Consider the following 20418-nt stretch of genomic DNA (forward strand, 5'->3'; position numbering starts at 1 on the left):
AGGATGTTCTGAAGATGTTCCGGGTGGTCGGTCGACCGGGTGGAGCGGACCCTGCCGAGCGACGCTGCTGGACGGTTGATCCATCGCGAAGATAGGTCTGCCGGGTGACGGGCCGCCCACGTGCGGTTAACGGAGGGTGAACGCAGGTCGACGGCTTGGGGCGGGGCCCCGACCCGGGATGCGGGACCGGTCGGGGAAGCACACGATGGAGGGTTCGGACGCGCTCGGAAACAGCCCTTTCGGGTCCCTCTTCAGGTGTCGATGCGCTCGACGTCGACGACGCGCGCGTCGTCGCCCTTGCCGACGAGGTGGCAGACCAGCACCTCGCCCTTGCGCATCGACTCGGCCGCTGCCTGGCCGAGTTGCTCGCCCACGTCACCGCGGTCGGGTGAGTGCGCGACCCGGCGACTCAGCACCTCGATCAGCGTCGGCAACACCGGGCCGTGGCTGCACAGGGCCGCGGGTTCGGCCTTGCGCAGGAGGCGCTCGACCTGCGCGAGCGCGCCGTCGTGGCCCTCGGAGAAGCCTTCCTCGGAGAGCGCGTCGCGGGTGCGCAGGCGAAGGCCTCGCCCGACGGCATACGGCTCGACGGTCGAGACGCAACGGGTCGACGACGACGACACGACCCGGGTGACGCCGTACGCGCCGAGCACGGCTCCGACAGATTCCGCCTGGGCGCGCCCGACGGCGTCGAGCGGGCGGATGCGGTCGTCGCCCTCCCACTTGCCGCGCGGGACCGCCTTGGCGTGGCGCACCAGCGCGATCGGCCAGGTGCGTAGCTCACCAGCGCGCTCGGCCCGCACGAGGGCGAGCAGCTGCTCGCGGTCGCGGGCGTAGTCGAGGCGGTCGTTGGCGGAGCGGACGTCGACCCACGCCACCTCGTCGATCTCGTTCTCGAGCACGCCGGTGCCGCCAGTGACCCGGGCCGCCCAGTAGTGCACCTGCTTCGTCGCCGGCCCGCCGGTCGAGTCGAGCACGGGGTACTCGGCCGAGGGCAGCGGCACCCCGAGCCGCACGACGAGCCCGGTCTCCTCGAGGGTCTCGCGGGCCGCCGCGACGCTGGGCTGCTCACCGGGGTCGAGCTTGCCCTTGGCCCACGACCAGTCGTCGTACTTCGGCCGGTGCACGAGCGCGACCTCGAGCTGCCCTTGACGGCGGCGCCACGGCAGCGTGCCGGCGGCGGGGATCACGGAGGCCACGCGCGCCAGTCTGCCCGACCCCGGCCCGTGGGTCGCCCCCACGGGCCGAAGGCGCACGTATGCCGGTCAGACCCGCACGTTCGTGAGCGGCCTACGAGTTCGGTGTGACCAGGAACGTCGACGTCCCGAAGGCGTGGAAGGTGCCCGTGGGCGTGACGCGGGTGAGGTCGAACACGCACGTCGTGACGTGGGCAGCGACGTGCGGCTTCACCACGTGGAACTCGGTCACCTCGACAGGGCCCACGGTCGGGGTGAACACCCGCGTCGCGTCGATCGACTGGGTGACGTACGTCGCCGTGCCCCCGACGAGGTGTCCGGGGGTGAAGTTCCCGCCTCCGTTGAAGACCAGCACGATCGACGTCCCGTCGTCGCACGTGGATCCGATGGGGGTGGCTGCCGCGGATGCCGCAGGCGCGAGTGCGACGACGGCGATGGCTCCTGAGGCGAGGGAGACGCAGAGACGCTTGATCATGGTGCTTCCTTCCGGCGATGCCCGGAGCGGTGCGACGTCGGCGGGTCGGCGGAATCGACGGGCTGTCGAGCACCTCGGCGCCGGTGCTGCGCTGCGACGGGAACGTGCCACCTCGACGGTGGACTTCGGGCTGTTCGGCGAACGCCCTCGTCCCGGCCTACTCCTCATCGGGTGCTGCCGCAGGCGAATGCGCCAGACCGTGACCCTCTCTGCCCGAACTGCCCCACATCGGCGGGATGCGACTGCGCGCCGACCGAGCCGACCGAGCCGACCTCAGCGGCGACGAGCCTTTCGGCGCCGCTTGTCGTGGCGCTCGATGAGCTTCGCCTGCAGGTCGTCGAGCGGGTCGCCCGCGTCGCTCAGGTGGTGGCGCACCCAGCGCCCGTCGGATCCGAGGTCCCAGCGGGAGGTCGTGTCGGCGAACGCGAGGTCGATGAGGTCGCCCAGCTCTGCGAGGTGTGCCGACTCGTTGATCCGGACGAGCGCCTCGACGCGACGGTCGAGGTTGCGGTGCATCATGTCCGCGCTGCCGATGAAGACCTGCGGGTCACCGCCGTGGTCGAACCAGAAGATGCGGGAGTGTTCGAGGAAGCGGCCCAGGATCGAGCGGACGCGGATGTTCTCGGAGAGGCCCTCGACGCCGGGGCGGATCGCGCAGATGCCGCGCACCCAGATGTCGACGCGCACGCCGGCCATGCTCGCCCGGTAGAGCGCGTCGATGGTGGCCTCGTCGACGATGGAGTTCGCCTTGAGCGCGATGCGTCCCGGCGGGGCGTCCTTCGACCGGGCCCGTTGGATCTCGATCTCCTCGTCGACGAGGTCGATCAGGCCGGATCGCACCGATCGCGGGGCGACGAGGAGCCGCTTGAACCGGCTACGAGGGGCGAAGCCGGAGAGCTGGTTGAACAGGCGCGAGAGGTCCTCGCCCACCTGTGGGTCGCAGGTGAAGAGGCCGAAGTCCTCGTAGATGCGCGCCGTCTTCGGGTTGTAGTTGCCGGTGCCGATGTGGCAGTAGCGCACGAGACCCTCGGCCTCCTGGCGCACGACGAGGCACAGCTTGGCGTGGGTCTTGAGGCCGACGACGCCGTAGACGACGTGGACCCCCGCCTCCTCCAGCTTGCGGGCCCACGAGATGTTGTTGACCTCGTCGAAGCGGGCCTTGATCTCGACGACCGCCAGCACCTGCTTGCCGGCCTCGGCGGCGTCGATGAGGGAGTCGATGATCGGGGAGTCGCCCGAGGTGCGGTAGAGCGTCTGCTTGATGGCGAGGACCCGCGGGTCGGCGGCAGCCTGCTCGATGAAGGCCTGCACCGACGTCGAGAACGAGTTGTAGGGGTGCTGGACGAGGACGTCCTTGGTGCGCACGGCAGCAAAGAGGTCGGTCGCCTTCGAGCTCTCGGTGGGGGCGAAGTCCGGGTGCGTGCGCGGGAAGAACTTGGGGTACTCGAGGTCGGACCGGTCGACGTCGGTGAGCGTCCACAGCCCGGTGAGGTCCAGCGGCGTGGACAGCCGGTAGATCTCGCGCTCGCTGATCTGCAGCTCACGGCTGAGCATGTCGAGGACCTTCGGGTCCATGTCGTCCGCGACCTCGAGCCGGATGGGCGGCCCGAACCGTCGCCGGGTCAGCTCCTTCTCGAGGGCGGTCAGCAGGTTCTCGGCGTCGTCCTCCTCTACCTCGAGGTCCTCGTTGCGGGTGACCCGGAACGAGAAGTGCTCCATCACGATCATGCCGGGGAAGAGCTGGTCGAGGTGGCTCGCGATGACGTCCTCGAGCGGGACGAACCGCTTGCGCTCGACGTCGATGTCCTCGTCGATGAGGATGAACCGCGGGAGGCTCGGGGGCACCTTCAGCCGGGCGAAGTGCTCGGAACCCGTCTTCGGGTTCTGCAGCAGCACCGCGAGGTTGAGCGAGAGCCCGGAGATGTAGGGGAACGGGTGCGCGGGGTCGACGGCCAGCGGCGTCAGCACGGGGAAGACGCGCTCGGCGAAGAAGTAGTGCAACGGCTCGCGCTCGGCGTCGTCGAGCTCGTCCCACCGGACGATGGTGATGCCTTCGTCGGCGAGCGCCGGGCGCACCTCGTGCTGGAAGACCGCGGCGTGCTGGGCCATCAGCTCGTGGGCCAGCCGAGCGATCCGCTCGATGAGCTCTCGGGGCTCGATGCCGGCCGCCGTGCGCACGGCGAGCCCCGTCGCGATGCGACGCTTGAGGCCGGCCACCCGCACCATGAAGTACTCGTCGAGGTTGCTCGAGAAGATCGCGAGGAAGCGAGCCCGCTCCAGGAGCGGGACGGAGGTGTCGACGGCCAGCTGCAGCACGCGCTCGTTGAACTGCAGCCACGACAGCTCGCGCTCGAGGAAGCGGTCGGCCGGCAGGTCGTCGGCGAGCTCCTCGGCTCGCGGGAGGGGCCCGGCTCCGAGGAACCGGCCGTTCGCGCCGCGCGGCGGCACCCGTCGGGACGGGACGGTGCTCGTGAACGAGCTGACCTCGCTGACGTCCGTCGCCACGTCTCCATCGGTGGTGGCCGAGGTGCGCTCTTCGAGGTCGGTGGGGGCGAGGCTGCCGCTGTTCATGCGCCCATCGTGGCACCGATGCGCGACGGGAGGGTGAACTCGTCTCAGCCGCGGGCGTACTGGCGGTGCACCTCGAGGTCCTCGAATCCCAAGGCGGTGTAGGTGCGTACGGCCGCGACGTTGTCCTCGTCGACGTAGAGCACGACGCGGGCCAGCCCGAGCGAGCGCAGGTGGTCCAGGCCCAGCACGGTGACGGCGCGGCCCAGCCCCTCGCCCTGGTGGTCGGGCGAGACCGCGACGACGTAGACCTCACCGACCTCGCCGGTGGGCGGGTCGACCTTGGTCCAGTGCGAGGCCACGAGCACGTCGGGGTCGTCGGCCCCGACGACGACGATCAGCCCGGTGGGGTCCCACCAGGGCTCGGCCATCCGCTGGTCGAGGTCGGCCCGGCGCAGCGAGCCCTGCTCGGGGTGGTGGGCGAAGGCAGCTGCGTTGAGGGCCAACCAGGCGTCCTCGTCGCGTCCGGGCTCGAAGGTGCGGACGGCATACCTCGGGTCGACCATGGCCTCCGGCCACGGGTCGCCGCTCGTGAGAGACCGTCCCATGACGTGCAGGGAGCGGACCGGCACGAGACCGAGCGCCGACGCGAAGTCGGTCGCGGCGTCGGCCGCGGCCCCCACCGCGTGGCTCCAGAGGCGTATGCCGTCGGGCAGGGCCCGAAGCAGCTCCGTGCCCACGCCGGCGCGGCGGGCGTTCGGGGCGACGACGAGCTCGCCCGAGGGGGCGCCGCCGTCACCGCCATCGCCGCCGTCACCGCTGTCAGAGGCCCGGGACTGCGCGTAGCCGACGACCGAGCCGTCGGCGGCGAGCGCAAGCAGGTGCTCGACACCGTCGTGCTCGCGGGCCTGCACCGAGAGTCGGAACTGCTCCGACAACGGCCGCGCGCCGTCGTGGGCTGCCGCGGCGTCGGCCAGCGCGAGCACCGCCTCGGCCTGCTCGGCGGGCAAGGGGTGTGTGGTGTCGTGGCGCGCAATGGTCGGAGCCGGCATACGGCGATTCCACCACGAGCAGCGACGTCCCCGCGGTCCGGTGCGTGCTCACCGGGTGGTGGTCGCGGGCGCCGTGCGGAGGACATTCAGCCTTTACCGGACCATTGCCTCGCAAACCCCATTTCGCCCTCCGGCGGGGATACCCTCCCCGGGTGCCCGCGGGCACGTTCACCATCCATGAGCAAGGGGAAGACATGTCCCGTTCCACCCGCCGCATCGCCGGCGTCGCGCTCGCAGGTGCCTGCGTCGCGGCCCTCGCGGCCCCGGCCCTCGCCGCACCCACTGCGGGGCCCGACACGAGCAAGGCCCCGGGCAAGACCCAGTTCCCGATCCAGATCCTGTCGTTCAACGACTTCCACGGAAACCTCGAGGCACCCGGCGGCTCGAGCGGCAAGATCCAGACCGGCCCCACCAAGGACGACACGACCCTGGTCGGCGGCGTCGAGTACCTCGCCACACACCTCAAGCAGGCGCGGGTCGGTCACGCCAACACGGTCACGGTGGCCGCGGGTGACATGGTCGGTGCCTCCCCGCTGCTGTCGGCCGCGTTCCACGACGAGCCGACCGTCGAGGCGCTCAACACGCTCGGCCTCGACATCACCGCCGTCGGCAACCACGAGTTCGACGAGGGCTACAAGGAGCTCCAGCGCCTGCAGCACGGCGGCTGCATCGACGACGGCGACGGCGCCAACAACCAGAACTCCTGCGCGGCCCACAGGTTCACGGGCGCGAAGTTCCAGTACCTCGCCGCCAACGTCGTCGAGAAGGCCACGGGCAAGACGATCCTGCCGCCCTACGCCGTCAAGACGTTCAACGGCGCCAAGGTCGGCTTCATCGGCATGACGCTCAAGGACACCCCGTCCATCGTCACCGCGTCCGGCGTCGCCGGACTCGAGTTCACCGACGAGGTCAAGACCGCCAACGCGCTCGTCCCCGTGCTCAAGGCCCAGGGCGTCAACGCGATCGTCGTGCTGCTGCACCAGGGCGGCAACGTCCCGGCCAACACACCCTACGACTTCACCTGCAAGGGCGGCGGCACGCTGTCTGCCGACTCCCCGATCATCCCGGTCGCCGAGGGCCTCGACCCGGCGATCGACATGATCATCTCCGGGCACACCCACCAGCCGTACGTCTGCAGCCTGCCCGACCCCGTCGGCAAGCCGCGCCTCGTCACCTCGGCGTCCTCCTTCGGCCGCCTCTTCAACGAGACGACCGTCACCTACGACCGCCGCACGAGCGACATCGTGCGCCCGACGACCGCCGACTCGCGCAACCGGCTCGTGACCCAGGACGTCGCCAAGGACTCCGCCGAGTCCGCGATCATCGCGACGTACTCCAAGCTCGTCAAGGCGATCGCCGACAAGGTTCTCGGCCAGATCGTCGGCACCTCGGTCAGCAAGACCCAGAACGGCGCCGGTGAGTCGCCGCTCGGTGACCTCATCGCCGACGCCCAGCTCGCCGACCCGTCCGTCGTGACCGGCGGCAAGACGCCCGTCGTCGCCTTCATGAACCCGGGTGGCATCCGCGCCGACCTGGTGGCCGGCGCCAACGGGAACATCACCTACCAGTCGGCGTTCACCGTCCAGCCCTTCAACAACTACCTCGTGTCGATGGACATCACGGGGCAGGGCATCTACGACCTGCTGAACCAGCAGTTCAACGGCGCCAACAGCGCGGGCAGCCCCAAGGTGCTCCAGATCAGCAAGGGGTTCACCTACAGCTACACCCAGCTCGGCAACGGCACGGAGAAGACCGACAACGACACGGCCACCGTCGACGACGGCTCGGTCAAGCTCAACGGCGTGCCGGTCGACAAGGCGGCGACCTACCGGATCGTCACCAACAACTTCCTCTCCGACGGTGGCGACGGCTTCCCGGCCTTCAAGGCGGGCACGGCCAAGTACTTCGGCGGGCTCGACATCGACGGCTTCGCGGCCTACCTCACGGCCCACTCGCCGTACTCGCCGCTCGTCCCGAGCCGCATCTCGAGGGTGCTCGTCCCGTGACCATGGGCTAGTCCCAGCAGTATTCAGGTGCCCGTATGCCGCCGAGCTCGCTCAGCGGCATACGGGCACCTCTGCTCTGTCTGGCAGCCCGCGCTCGAGGCCGGAGCGCACGGAAGGTCGCGTGGCGGCGCCCCGGACGAGCGCCTCAGGCGTCGGCGGTCTGCGCGGCGGGTGTCTCGGGGCGGTCGGGCACGAGCCGGTAGCCGACGTTGCGCACCGTGCCGATGAGCGCCTCGTGGTCGGGCCCGAGCTTGGCCCGCAGCCGCCGCACGTGCACGTCGACCGTGCGGGTGCCGCCGTAGTAGTCGTAGCCCCAGACCTCCTGCAGCAGCTGGGCGCGGGTGAAGACCCGGCCAGGGTGCTGCGCGAGGTACTTGATGAGCTCGAACTCCTTGTAGGTCAGGTCGAGCGGGTGGCCGCGGAACTTCGCCGAGTAGCTGGCCTCGTCGATGACGAGCTCGCCCGAGGTGATCGGCATGTCGAGGTCGGCCTCGTCGTCCTGGCCCTTCGTCATCGCGAGCCGCAGGCGGGCATCCACCTCGGCAGGTCCGGCGGAGTCGAGCAGCACGTCGTCGAGACCCCACTCAGCCGTGAGACCAGCGAGGCCGCCCTCGGTGAGGACGGCCAGCAGGGGAGTGCCGATTCCGGTGGTGCGCAGCACCCGGCACAGCGACCGGGCGCTCGCGAGCTCCCGTCGCGCATCGACGATGACGACGTCGCAGTCGGGCGAGTCGACGAGAGCGGTGGCCTCGGCGGGCAGGATGCGCACCGTGTGGCTCAGCAGGCCGAGCGCGGGCAGTACCTCGGCGCTCGGGGCGAGCGCGTTGGTCAGCAGCAGCAGTCGGGCCATCTCATGCAGGATAGGCGAGACTGGTCACCCCGGGACCGGACCACACGAACGATGAGACGGAGCGAGATGGCCACCACGACGGCAGCGGCGACGGTCACCGTGCGCTACTGGGCGGCGGCCCGCGCGGCCACGGGCACCGACAGCGAGCAGCGTTCCGGCGCGACCGTCGGCGAGGTCGTCGACGCCGCGGTCGTCGCACACCCGGACCTGGGGCACGTGGCCACGGTCGCGACCTTCCTGCTCGACGGGCGCAAGGTCGGTCGCGACCACGTCGTGGCAGCCGGCGCGACGGTCGAGGTGCTGCCGCCGTTCGCCGGCGGGTGATGCACAATGGCCCCCGTGCCTGACGACGACGCAGCCCGCACGGGAGCCCCCGAAGGGTCGCTCCGTCTGCCGCTGTCGCCGGTCCGTGCCGACCACATCCGCTGGTTCGGCGTGGGCGCGACGTTCGTCTCGGCGGTGGCGCTCCTCGCCGCCCAGGCCAACGGGTATGCCGCCACGCTCGGTGTCACGCTCGTGCTCGCCCTCGCGGTGGCGTGGGGCTGGCCGCTGCTGAGCGGCTCCTACACACCGATGGCGACGACGGTCGCGCTCGCGGCGAGCTCGGTGGCGATCGTGCTGAGCGCGCTGCGCCAGGACCTCCTCTGGGTGCCGGCCGCGGTGGCCTTCGGCGTCCTGCTCGCCTTCTCCGGCCAGCTCGTGCGGCGCACCGGACGCGAGGGACTCGTGCTCACGCTGCTCTCGGCGTTCGGCGGCCTGGCCGTCATCGCGTCGGGCACGACGGCGGTCGTCGCTGCGAACAGCGACCGCGGCCAGGCCGTCGCCGTCGTGGCGATGGCAGCCGTCGGTGCGGCCGTCGCCGTCGACCTGTTGCCGGGCGTGCGGGTGCTCACGCCGTTCCTGGGGCTCGTGGCGCTCGCGGTGTCCGTCCTGGCGTCACTCGTGGCGGCCAACTTCTTCGACGAGGTCGGCGCGCTCGAGGCGCTCGGCATCGGGGCGGCCGTGGGCACCGTGTCGTGGTCGTTCCGACGGGTGCTGTCGCTGCAGCCGGCGATGCTGACCCGCCGCGGCCAGATCGGCTCCGGCGCCGGCTCGGTGCTCGTCGTCGGCGCCGTCGTGCACCTCTTCTCCGTCCTCACCTGACCCGCCCTCCACCCGTCGAGAGGCCATAGTTCGTGGGTCTCCACCCGTCGAGAGGCCAGAGTTCGTGGGTCAGTAGACGAGTGCCTGCGCCCCCGGCACCATGACTTCCTCGACGAAGACGGCCGCGCCCTTGATGACCGCACCCTCGATGAGCTGGTCCTCGGTGAGGCCGCGCCGGGCCGCGCACTGCGTGCACACGGTCAGCCGGCCACCCGCGATCACCGCGTCGCGCAGGTCGACGAGCGGTGCGGCATACGGCAGCTCGAACTCCTCGGCCCGCCCCGGCACCGCCATCCACGTGGACTCGCCGGTAAGCCACAGCGACACGTCGACACCGCTCGCGACCGCCGTTGCGGCCACCGTGAAGGCCTGCGAGAGACGTTCTGGCGCCTCGGTTCCGGCGGTGACCTTGACGACGAGTGAGCGCGCGGGGGAGTCCATGGGATCAGGCTACGATCGGGCGCATGTTCAACCTCGACCAGGACATCCCCGAGCCGCTGCGTCCCCTCGCGTGGCTCATCGGACGCTGGGAGGGCGCCGGGGTCGTCGGCTACCCCACGATCGAGTCGGCGCACTTCGGCCAGGAGGTCGAGGTGACGCACGACGGGCGCGGCTTCCTCAAGTGGGAGAGCCGAGCGTGGATCCTCGACTCCGAGAACGGCGCCAAGGTGCGCCCCGCCGCGGTCGAGTCCGGCTTCTGGCGCCCGCTCGAGAACGGCGAGGTCGAGCTGCTGCTGGCCCATCCGACCGGCATCCTCGAGCTCTACTACGGCAAGATCGAGCCCGCCAAGATCCAGCTCAAGACCGACGGCGTGCTGCGCGCCCCGGGCGCCAAGGAGTACAACGCGGCGACGCGCATGTACGGCCTCGTCGAGTCCCAGCTCATGTGGGTCATGGACATGGCCGCCGTCGGCCAGGAGATCCAGAGCCACGTGTCCGCCACGCTCAAGCGCGTCGAGTGACCAGGTGACTCACGGAATGAGCCGTATGCCGTCAGCGTTGCCCCAGGCATGAGCGACGTCGAGCTGCCCACCCGACCCACGACGGCCCCGAGCCCCCTGCTCGCGCGGCCGGGTGCGGTTGCGGGCGAGGGTCTCGAGTCGGGCGTGGCGCTGCACTACGGCGACCCGATGCGCGAGCAGCGACTGCTCGAGGAGGGCCTCGCCGTCGTCGACCTGTCGCACCGCGACGTCGTCACGGTCACCGGCCCCGACCGCCTCAGCTGGCTGCACTCGCTCACCACACAGCACCTGCTCGACCTGGAGCCCCGGCAGTCGCGCGAGGCGCTCGTCCTCACGCCGAAGGGCCACGTCGAGCACTCGCTCCACCTCGTCGACGACGGCGAGACGACGTGGGTCACCACCGAACCGGGTGCGGGCGCCGCCCTCGCCGAGTGGCTCGACAGGATGCGGTTCATGCTGCGCGTCGAGGTCGCCCTCGTCACCGACGAGTGGGCCGTGCTCGGCGAGCCGCACGCCAGCGAGTCCGCCGACGGCGAGCCCCTGGCGTGGCGCGACCCGTGGCCCGACCTCGTCGGCGACACGACGGCATACGGCCCCGTCGACGAGCATCCCGGCACCGAGCGCGCCTGGCGCGAGATCCTCGTGCCCCGCGCCGATCTCGTTGCGGCAGTGGGTGATCGGCCGCTCGCAGGCCTGTGGGCCGCCGAGGCGCTCCGCATCGCGGCCTGGCGCCCGCGGCTCGGCCTCGAGACCGACCACCGCACGATCGTCCACGAGGTCGACTGGCTGCGCACCGCCGTGCACCTGCACAAGGGCTGCTACCGCGGTCAGGAGACGGTGGCCCGCGTGCACAACCTCGGCCGCCCGCCGCGGCGCCTCGTCTTCCTCCACCTCGACGGCTCGGGGCACCTGCTGCCGGCTCGGGGGAGCGATGTGTATGCCGGCGAGCGGGTCGTCGGTCACGTGACCTCCGTCGGTCGCCACCACGTCGACGGACCCATCGCCCTCGCGGTCATCAAGCGCAACACCGACCCGACTCTCGACCTGCTCGTCGAGGGACTCTCGGCAGCCCAGACGACGATCGTCGCCCCCTGACCGACGGCGCCCCGGGCGCTGGCAGGATGTGCGCCATGAGCACCGCACGCACCCGGTCCGGCTCGGGGAGCACCCTGATCACCGTTGCGCCCACCGGCGCCGAGACCGCCAAGGCCGACGTCCCGGCGCTGCCGACGACACCCGAGGAGCTCGTCGAGACGGCGGTCGCCTGCGAGCAGGCCGGGGCGGCGCTCATCCACATCCACGTGCGCGACCGCGAGCACCAGCCGACCCTCGACGGGGGCTTCCTCAAGGAGGCCGTCGACGGTGTGCGCGAGGCCACCGACCTCGTCGTCCAGCTGTCGACGGGAGGCGCCGTCACCGACCCCCTCGACAAGCGCCTCACCGTGCTCGACGCCGACCCCGACTCCTGCTCGCTCACCTGCGGCACCACCAACTTCGGCGACGGCGTCTTCCTCAACCCCTGGGGGTTCATGGTCGACCTCTACCGGCAGGCGCAGGAGCGCGAGGTCGTCCCGGAGTTCGAGCTGTTCGAGCTCGGCCACGTGCACGCCCTGCGCCGGCTCATCGACGAGTGCGGCCTGCCGTTCGGCGGCAAGGTGCACGTCGACTTCGTCACCGGCGTTCCCGGCTCGATGCCCGGCACCCCGCAGGCCCTCATGGCCGGCGTCGCGATGCTGCCGCCCGAGGTGACCAGCTGGTCGGCCACGGGCATCGGCCGCGCCCACCTGCCGATCGTCGCCGCCGCCCTCGCGGCCGGTGGCCACCTGCGCGTCGGCATGGAGGACAACCTCATGTACGCCAAGGGTCGTCCCGTCGAGCACAACCGCGAGCTCGTGGCGCGAGCCGCCGAGATCGCGAGCGTCATGCAGCGCCCGGCCATGACGACCACCGAGGCGCGCGAGCTGCTCGCGATCAAGGACCGCCGCACCCGCTGACCGTGTCCGAAGTGGGCACTCGACCTAGGGGTCGAGTGCCCACTTTCCTTCACGTTCGTGACGGACGCGAGAGTGTGGGACGGCTCACGCTGCCCGGAGTTTGCATTTTGCTTGCTCTAGTTAGCACAATGGAGGCATGAGCAAGCTTCCGCTACCCGACCTGGGGGCCTACCTGCGCGAACAGCGCGAGGGTGCCCAGCTGTCGCTGCGCCAGCTTGCCGACATGGCCGGCATCTCCAACCCCTACCTGTCGCAGATCGAGCGAGGGCTGAAGCGCCCGAGCGCCGAGATCCTGCAGCAGATCGCCAAGGGCTTGCAGGTCTCGGCCGAGTCGCTCTACGTCCGGGCCGGCATCCTCGACGAGCGGGTCGTCGACCACGACCCTGCCGCCGGCCCCGACGTCCTCTCCGCCATCGCAGCCGACCCGGTCCTGACCGACCGGCAGCGCGCGGTGCTCGTCGACATCTACCTGTCGTTCGTCGGCGAGGCCGGCACGCCAGCGCCCAGCACCCCTCGAGACACCACCGCACGAAAGCCGGCACCGCGCCGGCGACCCACGCGCAGCAGAGTCGCTGACGCGCCACCAGAGCTCAACGAGTCCATCCAGAAGGAGAACTGACATGGCTCTCAGCAAGAAGATCACCAAGGCCGTCAAGGACGCCCAGAAGCAGGCCGAGGCCGCCGTCGCCGACGTGCGTGGCCAGCTCGGCCAGGTCGACGGCAAGCTGCCCGAGGTCTCGGTCGACCCGACGCCGTTCTACGCCGTCGTCGGCGCCGCCAACATCGCCATCGACACGGTCCGCTCCGCGAGCGAGCAGCTCGATGCCGCGCGCAAGCAGGCCAAGACCGTCGACCTGCGCAAGGGCGCCAAGAAGGAGGCGGACCAGCTGCAGAAGGAGCTCCAGAAGCGCATCGTCGACCTCCAGGGCCGCACAATCGAGCTGCAGAAGCTCGCGACCAGGTATGCCGACCGCTTCGTCACGCAGGCGCAGGACCTCCCGGCCCGCGTCCTCAACGAGGGCCTCGTCATCGCGAGCAACGCCAAGGACCAGTACGACGCCGCCGCGGCTCGCGGCGAGAAGGTCGTCACCGATCTGCGCGCCCAGGGTGAGCGCACCGCCTTCGGCATCGCCGAGCGTGGCACCGCCACCGTGACCCGCGGCCGTCGCGTCGCCGAGACGGCCGTGAGCGAGGGCGAGAAGGTCGCCCAGGGCGTCATGGACGTCGTCGTCAAGGACGCCTCCAAGGTCGGCGCCCAGGTCGAGAAGTCGGCGGAGGCCGTCGAGGCCGCCGCTGCGCCGGTCGAGCCGAAGCGCACCGCCGCCCACGAGAAGGCCATCCGCAGCTCGTCCGCACAGAAGGCGGCCGCCACGCGCAAGGCCAACGAGACCGAGGCGACGACGACCCGCAAGGTCGCCGCCCGCAGCTCGGCCACGACCGACGACCCGAAGGCCACCGCGGCCCGCAAGGTCGCTCCGGCCAAGCGCGCAGCCAAGACGACGACGAAGAAGGCGGTCGCCAAGACGACCGACACCGCCAAGAGCGCGACCGCGGCCGCCAAGAAGGCGACGCCGGCCAAGAGCGCTGCCGGGAAGGCCACCTCGGCAACGAGCTGACCTCGCCCGCCGCGACTCCAGGCGGAGCCGCGACAGCCCGCACGAGGCCGTCACCCGATCCGGGTGGCGGCCTCGTCGCGTTCCTCCGACCGGGACGACGCGCCACCCTGCCGGAAGCCGCTCCCGGCAGGCTCCGGCATACTGCGGGGCGTGTCGGATCACCTTGCCACCGCGTCCACCCCCGTCAGTGCGGCCCTCTCGGCTGCGCCGGTCGTCGCCCACGTCGTGCGGGCCGGCTTCGTCGAGTCGGTCCATCACGGCACGGCCGTCGTGACCGGCCCCGACGGGTCCGTCGAGCTCGAGGTCGGCGACGCGAGCGGGCCCGTCTTCCCACGCAGCTCGAGCAAGCCGATCCAGGCGCTCGCCATGGTGAGGCACGGCCTCGACACCGACGGCCGCCTGCTCTCGCTCGCGTGTGCCAGCCACTCGGGCGAGCAGTTCCACGTCGACGCCGCGCGCGAGATCCTCAACGGCGCCGGCCTGCCCGAGACCGCGCTGCAGAACACGCCCGACTACCCGTACGACGACGCCGCGCGCATCGCCTGGATCGCGAACGGCCGGCCCAAGCAGTCGATCGTGCAGAACTGCTCCGGCAAGCACGCCTCGATGCTCGCCACGTGCGTCGCCAACGGCTGGGACCTCGAGACCTACCGCCAGCTCGAGCACCCCCTGCAGGTCGCCGTCGCCGACACGGTGCGGGAGCTGACCGGCGCCGAGCCCGCCGCCGTCGCGGTCGACGGCTGCGGAGCCCCGATCCACGCCGTGCCGCTGACCGCACTGGCGCGGGCCTTCGGCAGGCTCGCCTCGGCCACCGACGGTCCCGAGGCCAAGATCGCCCGGGCCATGCGCGACTACCCGGAGTACCTCGGCGGCACCCGCCGCGACGTGACCACGCTGATCCGTGGCGTCGACGGGCTCGTCGCCAAGGACGGCGCCGAGGCCGTCTACGCCGTCGGGCTGCGCGACGGCCGCGGGATCGCCGTCAAGGTCGCCGACGGCACGTCGCGGGCCCGCAGCGTGGTGCTCGCCGCCGTGCTGCGCCGCATCGGGGTCGGCAGTGACGAGGTGCTCGCCGTCCTCGAGCAGGCGCCCGTGCTCGGCCACGGCCAGCCCGTCGGGGCCGTCGTCGCCGTCGGCATCTGACGGCCGGCGAGCGATGCGGGCGGTCCTGCAGCGCGTCACGAGCGCGCGCGTCGAGGTCGAGGGCGAGGTCGTCGGAGCGATCGACCGAGCGGGCCTGCTCGCCCTCGTCGGGGTCACCCACGACGACGGACCCGAGCAGGTCGAGCGGATGGCGCGCAAGATCGCGGAGCTGCGCATCCTGCGCGACGAGCAGAGCCTCCTCGACGCCGGGGCGCCGGTGCTCGTCGTCAGCCAGTTCACGCTCTACGCCGACACCCGCAAGGGCCGCCGGCCCTCGTGGAGCGCGGCAGCGCCCGGTCCCGTCGCCGAGCCCCTCGTGACGGCGCTCGTCGAGGCCCTGCGCGAGCGCGGCGTCGAGGTCGAGCAGGGGCGCTTCGGCGCCATGATGGAGGTCTCCCTCGTCAATGACGGCCCGGTGACCCTCGTCGTCGACGCGTAGCCGTCTGGGAGATCGCTGGGAGCTCTCAGCACCGCGGGTTACGCTTCCTCCATGCAGCTCTACTCGGGGTTCCAGAACGTCGTCCTCCTCGTGCTGGGGGCGGTCGCGCTCGGCTGCGAGGCCTTCGCTTTCGTCGACGCCCTGCGCCACCCCGACAGGGCGTACGTCGCGGCCGGCAAGCGCACGCGCACGTTCTGGCTCGTCGTCCTCGGAGTCGCGCTGGCGATCGGGTTCGTCACCCTCTTCAACCCCCTGAGCCTCTTCGGCCTGATCGCCTTCGTCGGCTCTGCCGTCTATCTCGCCGACGTGCGCCCGGCCCTGCGCCAGGTGCGCGGCATCGGGGGCCGGTCCAGCGGCGGGTGGTGACCGAGGTGGGCCCGACCGTACGGCGTGTGGTCCGTGGGCCGGTCCGGGTAGGGCACACTGGGCACTCACCGACGATGGGGGAACCATGACCGACCAGCACCACGCTGGGAGCGTCTCAGCGCTCGACCCGCACGAGCACGACCACGAGCTGGGTCCGACGCACACGCCCGACGACTACGACCTGGGTGATCGCAACCCGGCCGATGACATCTTCGTCGCCGAGCGCCCCTGGGGTCAGTTCCAGCAGTTCGTCTCCAACGAGCAGGTCACGGTCAAGATCATCACGGTCCAGCCGGGGCACCGGCTCTCGCTGCAGCGCCACGACCACCGCGGCGAGATGTGGCAGGTCCTCGACGTGCCGATCGAGGTCACGGTCGACGACCGCACCTGGACCGCGCAGCCCGGCGAGACCGTCTGGGTGCCGCGCAACGCGGTGCACCGCATGGGCAACTCCGGCGAGCGCCCCGGACGCCTGCTCGAGGTCGGCTTCGGCCACTTCGACGAGGCCGACATCGAGCGCATCGAGGACGACTACGTCCGCTGACGCGGGCCGACCACCAACCAGACCACGTATGCCGCCGGGCCGAGCCCGGCGGCATACGCGTGCCCCGGGGGTGAACCGCCTCGCCGCGGACTGATCCGCCGACTGATCCACCTCGGCGCAGACTGATCCGCCGACTGATCCACCTCGGCGCAGACTGATCCGCCGACTGATTTGCCGACGGGTCTGTCTGCGGATCAGTCGGCAGGTGGTGTCGTCAGGGCAGCACCGGGTGCAGGCTGATCTGCCGCTTGATGCTCCCGGCGTTTGCGCTCAGCCGACGCGGGACCGGCTCGAGCCGAGCGGGAGCTCGGCCCAGACGACCTTGCCGCCCGGCAGGGGGCTGGAGCCCCAGCGCTCCGACAGCGCCTCGACGATGTGGGCGCCTCGGCCGCTGACGTCGTCGATCGTGATCTCGCGCCGCTGCAGCGGAGCCTCGGTCGCGTCCTCGACGCCGACCCTCAGTCCGCCGCGTCGCCGGTCGACGACGGCGCGGAACGGGGAGGCGGCGTGGCGCAGGGCGTTCGTGGCCAGCTCGGAGACGATGAGCGCCGCGTCGGGGGCGAGGTCGGCGTGCCCCCACGAACGGAGCACGTCGACGACGAAGTGCCGGGCCGCCGGCACGGACTCGGGGGTCGGCAGGTAGACGCGCGAGCAGGCGTGGCCGGCCTCGACGACCCCGCCCTGCTCCCAGGCTGCACTCGGCGGCAGCAGGTCGGTGTGCAGCTCGCAGACCCGGCGCACGTCGACCAGCTGGGCATGCTCGAACGCACCGGTCGGGTAGGCGCACAGCAGCGTGAAGTCGTGCTCGCGGAGCAGCTGGTTCCACATCAGCTCGAGCTCGATCGCCGCCTCGACGAGGCCGTTCTGCCAGAGCTGCGAGACCATCTCGCCGAACGCCCGGATGGGGACCCCCGCGGAGGAGGCCCGCGCGATGACCTGGCCGGCACGGGCCAGGAAGAGGTCGGGGTCGACGCGTCCGTCGAGCATGATCTGCTCCAGGGTCTCCTCGGCGTCGAGCGCGAGGAAGCGGCCGTTTCCGGTGCGCGCGGCAGGGTCGTAGCCGCGCCCGGCCAGCAGGTCTGCCACGGCGGCCCGGTGCTGTGCCGTGGCCACGACGACGACGCACTCGTCGCGGTCCCACCCGTCCGCGACGAATCGCGCGACGGCGTCGATACCCTCACTGTCGAGTGCGTAGAAACTCACTGCATGGCCTCGCCCCCAGGCGGTCATGCCGTCGAGCGACATGGTGCCGATGCTACGCCGACGGCCGCGTCACGGGTCGGCTCTTTCTCCTGTGAGTTCCCGGGGCGTCGGTGCGACGGCCGACCAGCCGACGGTCACCTCACCCAGCCGCCAGCGCGACGGCCCGTCGAGCAGCGGCCAGCGCCGGCGTACGTCCTCACACATCGCTAGGAACCGCTGCCGCGCGCCCCAGGACGACTGCGGCGCGCTGCGGGCCCAGGCGCCGTCGAGGTCGGCGAGGAAGGCGTGGACGGGTTCGCCCGGCACGTTGCGGTGGATCAGGGCCTTGGGCAGCCGCTCGGCGACGTCCGACGGGCGCTCGAGGCCGCCCATCCGGAGCGACAGGGTCAGGCTGAGCGGCCCGGTCGAGTCGACCGCCACCCAGGCCGCCCGCCGGCCGATCTCGTCGCAGGTGCCGTCGACGAGCAGCCCGTCGGGGGCCAGCCGCGCCTGCACGAGGGCCCACGCGTCGGCGACCTCGTGCTCGGCGTACTGGCGCAGCACGTTGAAGGCCCGCACGACCGTGGGGCGGGCGCCGCCGTCGAGCGGCACCTCGAAGCCGCCGAGCCGGAAGGTCAGACCGTCGCGTTCGAGCGGTCGTCCCGCGGCGACGCGTTCGGGGTCGATCTCGACGCCGACGACCTGCACGTCGGGTCGCACGCGCCGCAGCCGGTCGTGCAGCTCGACCGCCGTGATCGGCGAGGCACCGTAACCGAGGTCGACGACGACGGGCGGTGTGGGGCTGCGCCGCAGCCGCCAGCCCTGCGGTCCGGCGATCCAGCGGTCGCAGCGACGCAGCCGGTTCGGGTTGGTCGTCCCGCGCGTGATGGTCCCCACGGGGCGCTGCCTGGCCACGCCGCGAGCGTACGCGGTGTGCAGCCGGCTCGATGTATGCCGCGGTCGCCGGCGACCGCGGAATACATCGAATCGCCGGTGTGGTTGAGTCGGGGAAGAGCATGTGTGCGCAGGACGAAGGGATGCCGATGGCGGTCGAGCCGAGACGCGTGGCGATGATCAGCGTCCACACCTCACCGCTGGAGCAGCCGGGCACCGGTGACGCGGGCGGGCTGAACGTCTATGTCGCCGAGACGGCCAAGGAGCTCGCCGCCCGCGGCGTCGAGGTCGACATCTTCACCCGGCGCACGACCGGCGAGACGCCCGTCGAGGTCGACCTGGCGCCGGGCGTGAAGGTGCGCCACGTGACCTCCGGCCCCTACGAGGGGCTCGCCAAGGAGGACCTGCCCGGCCAGCTCTGCGCCTTCTCCGCGGGCATCATGCAGGCCGGGCTCTCGGTGCCCGAGGACCACTACGACCTCGTCCACTCGCACTACTGGCTCTCGGGCCAGGTCGGCTGGCTCGCCGCCGATCGCTGGCGCGTCGCACTCGTCCACACCATGCACACGATGGCGCGCGTCAAGAACCTCCACCTCGCCGAGGGCGACAACCCCGAGCCCCGCGGCCGCGAGATCGGCGAGGTCCAGGTCGTCGAGGCCGCCGACCGCCTCATCGCCAACACCGACGACGAGGCCCGCGAGCTCGTCGAGCTGTATGCGGCCCCGCCGAACAAGGTGTCCGTCGTGCCCCCAGGGGTCGACCTGTCGACCTTCACGCCGGGCGACCGCGGGGCTGCGCGTCGTGACCTCGCGCTGCGGCCCGACGGCCGGCTGCTCCTCTTCGTCGGCCGCATCCAGCCGCTCAAGGCCCCCGACGTGCTGCTCCGCGTCGCCGACGAGCTGCTGCGCCGCGACCCGACCCGTCGGGAGCACCTGACCGTCGCCGTGCTCGGCGGCCCCAGCGGCAGCGGCCTGAGCCGCCCGCACGAGCTCGAGGAGCTCGCCCGCACCCTCGGCATCGACGACGTCGTCCGGTTCGTCCGCCCCGTCGACCGGCCCACGCTCGCCCAGTGGTACCGCGCCGCAGACCTCGTCGTCGTGCCGAGCTACTCCGAGTCGTTCGGTCTCGTCGCCATCGAGGCCCAGGCGTGCGGCACCCCCGTGGTCGCCGCCCACGTCGGCGGGCTGCCCACCGCCGTCGGCGAGGCGGGTGTGCTCGTCGACGGCCACGACATCCCCGACTGGACCGACGCCGTCGAGTCCCTGCTGCGTGACGACGACCGACGCCTCGAGCTCGGCGCGGCAGCGGTCCGGCACGCGGCGCAGTTCGGGTGGGCGGCCACGACCGACCGGCTCCTCGAGGTCTACCGACAGGCGATCCGCGAGCGCGCCACCGGCTCGGCCGAGTCGCCCATCGACGAGGGGCAGACCCTCGTCGGCGTCCCGACGGCGGTCATCCCGTGAGCGAACAGGCGGTCGACGCCGAAGGGCAGCCGAGCGGCGAGGCGGGTGAGGGCCGCGGGGTCGCGGAGGCCGGTGCGGCAGCGGAAGCCCGCCTGACGGCATACCTCGGCTCGGTCGGGCTCGAGTGGGAGCTCGGCGGGCGCCCGGGGGAGTACGTCGTGACCCTGCCCGGCGAGAAGAAGCTGAAGACCGTCGTGTCCGTGCTCGTGCGTGACCGCACGACGAGCCTCAGCGCGTTCGTCATCCGCAACCCCGACGAGAACCACGAGGCCTTCTACCGCACGCTGCTGCGCAAGAACCTGCGCCTGCAGGGTGTCTCGTACGCCATCGACAACGACGGCGACGTCTACCTGCGTGGAGAGGTGCCGACGGTGGCGCTCGACGCCGAGCACCTCGACCAGCTCTTCGGCATCGTGCTCGGGGCCAGCGACGACGTCTTCAACGAGCTGCTGGCGCTCGGCTTCCTCGGCTCGATGAAGAAGGAGTGGGCCTGGCGAGTCTCGCGTGGCGAGTCGACGCGCAACCTGGACGCGTTCCGTCACCTGCTGGACGACGGCTCGGGCGCCTGAACGGCCGTCGGTAGGC

Annotated in this window: 22 protein-coding genes; 14 read left to right on the top strand and 8 right to left on the bottom strand. The window is 71.7% G+C overall.

What is annotated here, in order from left to right; genetic code table 11:
- Positions 1 to 251 precede the first annotated feature (251 nt).
- The 4 genes from AB4091_RS00285 to mshD all read right to left on the bottom strand — a co-directional run bounded on the left by AB4091_RS00285 (position 252) and on the right by mshD (position 5231).
- Complete coding sequence (locus tag AB4091_RS00285; protein ID WP_442289733.1) at positions 252 to 1199, bottom strand: NUDIX hydrolase; 948 nt, start codon at positions 1197 to 1199, stop codon at positions 252 to 254.
- Positions 1200 to 1290: 91 nt separating this feature from the next.
- Positions 1291 to 1671 (bottom strand): hypothetical protein, encoded by a 381-nt coding sequence (locus tag AB4091_RS00290; RefSeq protein WP_442289734.1) that lies wholly within the window; start codon positions 1669 to 1671, stop codon positions 1291 to 1293.
- A gap of 273 nt (positions 1672 to 1944) precedes the next feature.
- Positions 1945 to 4242 carry an RNA degradosome polyphosphate kinase gene (locus tag AB4091_RS00295; protein WP_442289735.1) on the bottom strand — a complete coding sequence of 766 codons (2298 nt, stop codon included), beginning with the start codon at positions 4240 to 4242 and terminating at the stop codon, positions 1945 to 1947.
- 44 nt (positions 4243 to 4286) lie between these two features.
- Positions 4287 to 5231 carry a mycothiol synthase gene (gene mshD / locus AB4091_RS00300; protein ID WP_442289736.1) on the bottom strand — a complete coding sequence of 315 codons (945 nt, stop codon included), beginning with the start codon at positions 5229 to 5231 and terminating at the stop codon, positions 4287 to 4289.
- 194 nt (positions 5232 to 5425) lie between these two features.
- Between mshD and AB4091_RS00305 the strand changes: the two genes are divergently transcribed.
- Positions 5426 to 7237, top strand: a complete 1812-nt coding sequence (locus AB4091_RS00305) for a bifunctional metallophosphatase/5'-nucleotidase (RefSeq protein ID WP_442289737.1) — start codon at positions 5426 to 5428, stop codon at positions 7235 to 7237.
- 145 nt (positions 7238 to 7382) lie between these two features.
- Here AB4091_RS00305 and AB4091_RS00310 read toward each other — a convergent pair whose 3' ends face one another.
- Entirely contained in the window at positions 7383 to 8087 is a 705-nt protein-coding gene (locus AB4091_RS00310; protein WP_442289738.1) for a response regulator transcription factor, read from the bottom strand.
- A 66-nt stretch (positions 8088 to 8153) separates the two neighbouring features.
- On the opposite strand from AB4091_RS00310, the gene AB4091_RS00315 reads away from it, so the two are divergent.
- Together AB4091_RS00315 and AB4091_RS00320 are read left to right on the top strand one after the other, a co-directional pair.
- The gene (locus AB4091_RS00315; RefSeq protein ID WP_442289739.1) at positions 8154 to 8411 is read left to right on the top strand and encodes a MoaD/ThiS family protein; all 258 of its coding nucleotides are present in this window, start codon (positions 8154 to 8156) and stop codon (positions 8409 to 8411) included.
- A 6-nt stretch (positions 8412 to 8417) separates the two neighbouring features.
- A complete protein-coding gene (locus AB4091_RS00320) occupies positions 8418 to 9230 on the top strand; it encodes a hypothetical protein (RefSeq protein ID WP_442289740.1) in 813 nt (270 codons plus the stop codon).
- Between the two features lie 69 nt (positions 9231 to 9299).
- Here AB4091_RS00320 and AB4091_RS00325 read toward each other — a convergent pair whose 3' ends face one another.
- On the bottom strand, positions 9300 to 9671 hold the full coding sequence (locus AB4091_RS00325; protein ID WP_442289741.1) for a DsrE family protein: 372 nt from the start codon (positions 9669 to 9671) through the stop codon (positions 9300 to 9302).
- Positions 9672 to 9694: 23 nt separating this feature from the next.
- Here AB4091_RS00325 and AB4091_RS00330 point away from each other — a divergent pair, with 23 nt between their 5' ends.
- The 9 genes from AB4091_RS00330 (at position 9695) to AB4091_RS00370 (ending at position 16294) form a co-directional block, all read left to right on the top strand.
- Complete coding sequence (locus tag AB4091_RS00330) at positions 9695 to 10192, top strand: FABP family protein (RefSeq protein WP_442289742.1); 498 nt, start codon at positions 9695 to 9697, stop codon at positions 10190 to 10192.
- Positions 10193 to 10240: 48 nt separating this feature from the next.
- Positions 10241 to 11287: a CAF17-like 4Fe-4S cluster assembly/insertion protein YgfZ gene (gene ygfZ / locus AB4091_RS00335; RefSeq protein WP_442289743.1), complete on the top strand. Its 1047-nt coding sequence runs from the start codon at positions 10241 to 10243 to the stop codon at positions 11285 to 11287.
- Positions 11288 to 11322: 35 nt separating this feature from the next.
- On the top strand, positions 11323 to 12186 hold the full coding sequence (locus tag AB4091_RS00340; protein ID WP_442289744.1) for a 3-keto-5-aminohexanoate cleavage protein: 864 nt from the start codon (positions 11323 to 11325) through the stop codon (positions 12184 to 12186).
- Positions 12187 to 12322: 136 nt separating this feature from the next.
- Positions 12323 to 12805: a helix-turn-helix domain-containing protein gene (locus tag AB4091_RS00345; protein WP_442289745.1), complete on the top strand. Its 483-nt coding sequence runs from the start codon at positions 12323 to 12325 to the stop codon at positions 12803 to 12805.
- A 1-nt stretch (position 12806) separates the two neighbouring features.
- On the top strand, positions 12807 to 13802 hold the full coding sequence (locus tag AB4091_RS00350; RefSeq protein WP_442289746.1) for a hypothetical protein: 996 nt from the start codon (positions 12807 to 12809) through the stop codon (positions 13800 to 13802).
- A gap of 150 nt (positions 13803 to 13952) precedes the next feature.
- On the top strand, positions 13953 to 14945 hold the full coding sequence (locus tag AB4091_RS00355; RefSeq protein ID WP_442289747.1) for an asparaginase: 993 nt from the start codon (positions 13953 to 13955) through the stop codon (positions 14943 to 14945).
- Positions 14946 to 14958: 13 nt separating this feature from the next.
- Positions 14959 to 15384: a D-aminoacyl-tRNA deacylase gene (gene dtd / locus AB4091_RS00360; protein WP_442289748.1), complete on the top strand. Its 426-nt coding sequence runs from the start codon at positions 14959 to 14961 to the stop codon at positions 15382 to 15384.
- A gap of 51 nt (positions 15385 to 15435) precedes the next feature.
- Positions 15436 to 15750 carry a DUF2516 family protein gene (locus tag AB4091_RS00365; protein ID WP_442289749.1) on the top strand — a complete coding sequence of 105 codons (315 nt, stop codon included), beginning with the start codon at positions 15436 to 15438 and terminating at the stop codon, positions 15748 to 15750.
- Positions 15751 to 15835: 85 nt separating this feature from the next.
- Positions 15836 to 16294, top strand: a complete 459-nt coding sequence (locus tag AB4091_RS00370) for a phosphomannose isomerase type II C-terminal cupin domain (RefSeq protein ID WP_442289750.1) — start codon at positions 15836 to 15838, stop codon at positions 16292 to 16294.
- A 270-nt stretch (positions 16295 to 16564) separates the two neighbouring features.
- Here AB4091_RS00370 and AB4091_RS00375 read toward each other — a convergent pair whose 3' ends face one another.
- Both AB4091_RS00375 and AB4091_RS00380 read right to left on the bottom strand, forming a co-directional pair.
- Entirely contained in the window at positions 16565 to 17539 is a 975-nt protein-coding gene (locus AB4091_RS00375) for an MEDS domain-containing protein (RefSeq protein WP_442289751.1), read from the bottom strand.
- 27 nt (positions 17540 to 17566) lie between these two features.
- Positions 17567 to 18391: a class I SAM-dependent methyltransferase gene (locus AB4091_RS00380; RefSeq protein ID WP_442289752.1), complete on the bottom strand. Its 825-nt coding sequence runs from the start codon at positions 18389 to 18391 to the stop codon at positions 17567 to 17569.
- Positions 18392 to 18519: 128 nt separating this feature from the next.
- On the opposite strand from AB4091_RS00380, the gene mshA reads away from it, so the two are divergent.
- Together mshA and AB4091_RS00390 are read left to right on the top strand one after the other, a co-directional pair.
- Positions 18520 to 19833, top strand: coding sequence for a D-inositol-3-phosphate glycosyltransferase (mshA, locus tag AB4091_RS00385; protein WP_442289753.1), 1314 nt, complete (start codon positions 18520 to 18522; stop codon positions 19831 to 19833).
- A 92-nt stretch (positions 19834 to 19925) separates the two neighbouring features.
- A complete protein-coding gene (locus AB4091_RS00390) occupies positions 19926 to 20402 on the top strand; it encodes a YbjN domain-containing protein (protein ID WP_442290285.1) in 477 nt (158 codons plus the stop codon).
- Positions 20403 to 20418 lie beyond the last annotated feature (16 nt).

The organism is Terrabacter sp. 2RAF25, assembly GCF_052115265.1.
Classification (GTDB): Bacteria; Actinomycetota; Actinomycetes; order Actinomycetales; family Dermatophilaceae; genus Terrabacter.

Coding starts and splice junctions, on each gene's coding strand:
- AB4091_RS00290 (WP_442289734.1), bottom strand. CDS start 1,671: ATGATCAAGCGTCTCTGCGTCTCCCTCGCCTCAGGAGCCATCGCCGTC.
- AB4091_RS00295 (WP_442289735.1), bottom strand. CDS start 4,242: ATGAACAGCGGCAGCCTCGCCCCCACCGACCTCGAAGAGCGCACCTCG.
- mshD (WP_442289736.1), bottom strand. CDS start 5,231: ATGCCGGCTCCGACCATTGCGCGCCACGACACCACACACCCCTTGCCC.
- AB4091_RS00305 (WP_442289737.1), top strand. CDS start 5,426: ATGTCCCGTTCCACCCGCCGCATCGCCGGCGTCGCGCTCGCAGGTGCC.
- AB4091_RS00310 (WP_442289738.1), bottom strand. CDS start 8,087: ATGGCCCGACTGCTGCTGCTGACCAACGCGCTCGCCCCGAGCGCCGAG.
- AB4091_RS00315 (WP_442289739.1), top strand. CDS start 8,154: ATGGCCACCACGACGGCAGCGGCGACGGTCACCGTGCGCTACTGGGCG.
- AB4091_RS00320 (WP_442289740.1), top strand. CDS start 8,418: ATGGCCCCCGTGCCTGACGACGACGCAGCCCGCACGGGAGCCCCCGAA.
- AB4091_RS00325 (WP_442289741.1), bottom strand. CDS start 9,671: ATGGACTCCCCCGCGCGCTCACTCGTCGTCAAGGTCACCGCCGGAACC.
- AB4091_RS00330 (WP_442289742.1), top strand. CDS start 9,695: ATGTTCAACCTCGACCAGGACATCCCCGAGCCGCTGCGTCCCCTCGCG.
- ygfZ (WP_442289743.1), top strand. CDS start 10,241: ATGAGCGACGTCGAGCTGCCCACCCGACCCACGACGGCCCCGAGCCCC.
- AB4091_RS00340 (WP_442289744.1), top strand. CDS start 11,323: ATGAGCACCGCACGCACCCGGTCCGGCTCGGGGAGCACCCTGATCACC.
- AB4091_RS00345 (WP_442289745.1), top strand. CDS start 12,323: ATGAGCAAGCTTCCGCTACCCGACCTGGGGGCCTACCTGCGCGAACAG.
- AB4091_RS00350 (WP_442289746.1), top strand. CDS start 12,807: ATGGCTCTCAGCAAGAAGATCACCAAGGCCGTCAAGGACGCCCAGAAG.
- dtd (WP_442289748.1), top strand. CDS start 14,959: ATGCGGGCGGTCCTGCAGCGCGTCACGAGCGCGCGCGTCGAGGTCGAG.
- AB4091_RS00365 (WP_442289749.1), top strand. CDS start 15,436: ATGCAGCTCTACTCGGGGTTCCAGAACGTCGTCCTCCTCGTGCTGGGG.
- AB4091_RS00370 (WP_442289750.1), top strand. CDS start 15,836: ATGACCGACCAGCACCACGCTGGGAGCGTCTCAGCGCTCGACCCGCAC.
- AB4091_RS00375 (WP_442289751.1), bottom strand. CDS start 17,539: ATGTCGCTCGACGGCATGACCGCCTGGGGGCGAGGCCATGCAGTGAGT.
- mshA (WP_442289753.1), top strand. CDS start 18,520: ATGGCGGTCGAGCCGAGACGCGTGGCGATGATCAGCGTCCACACCTCA.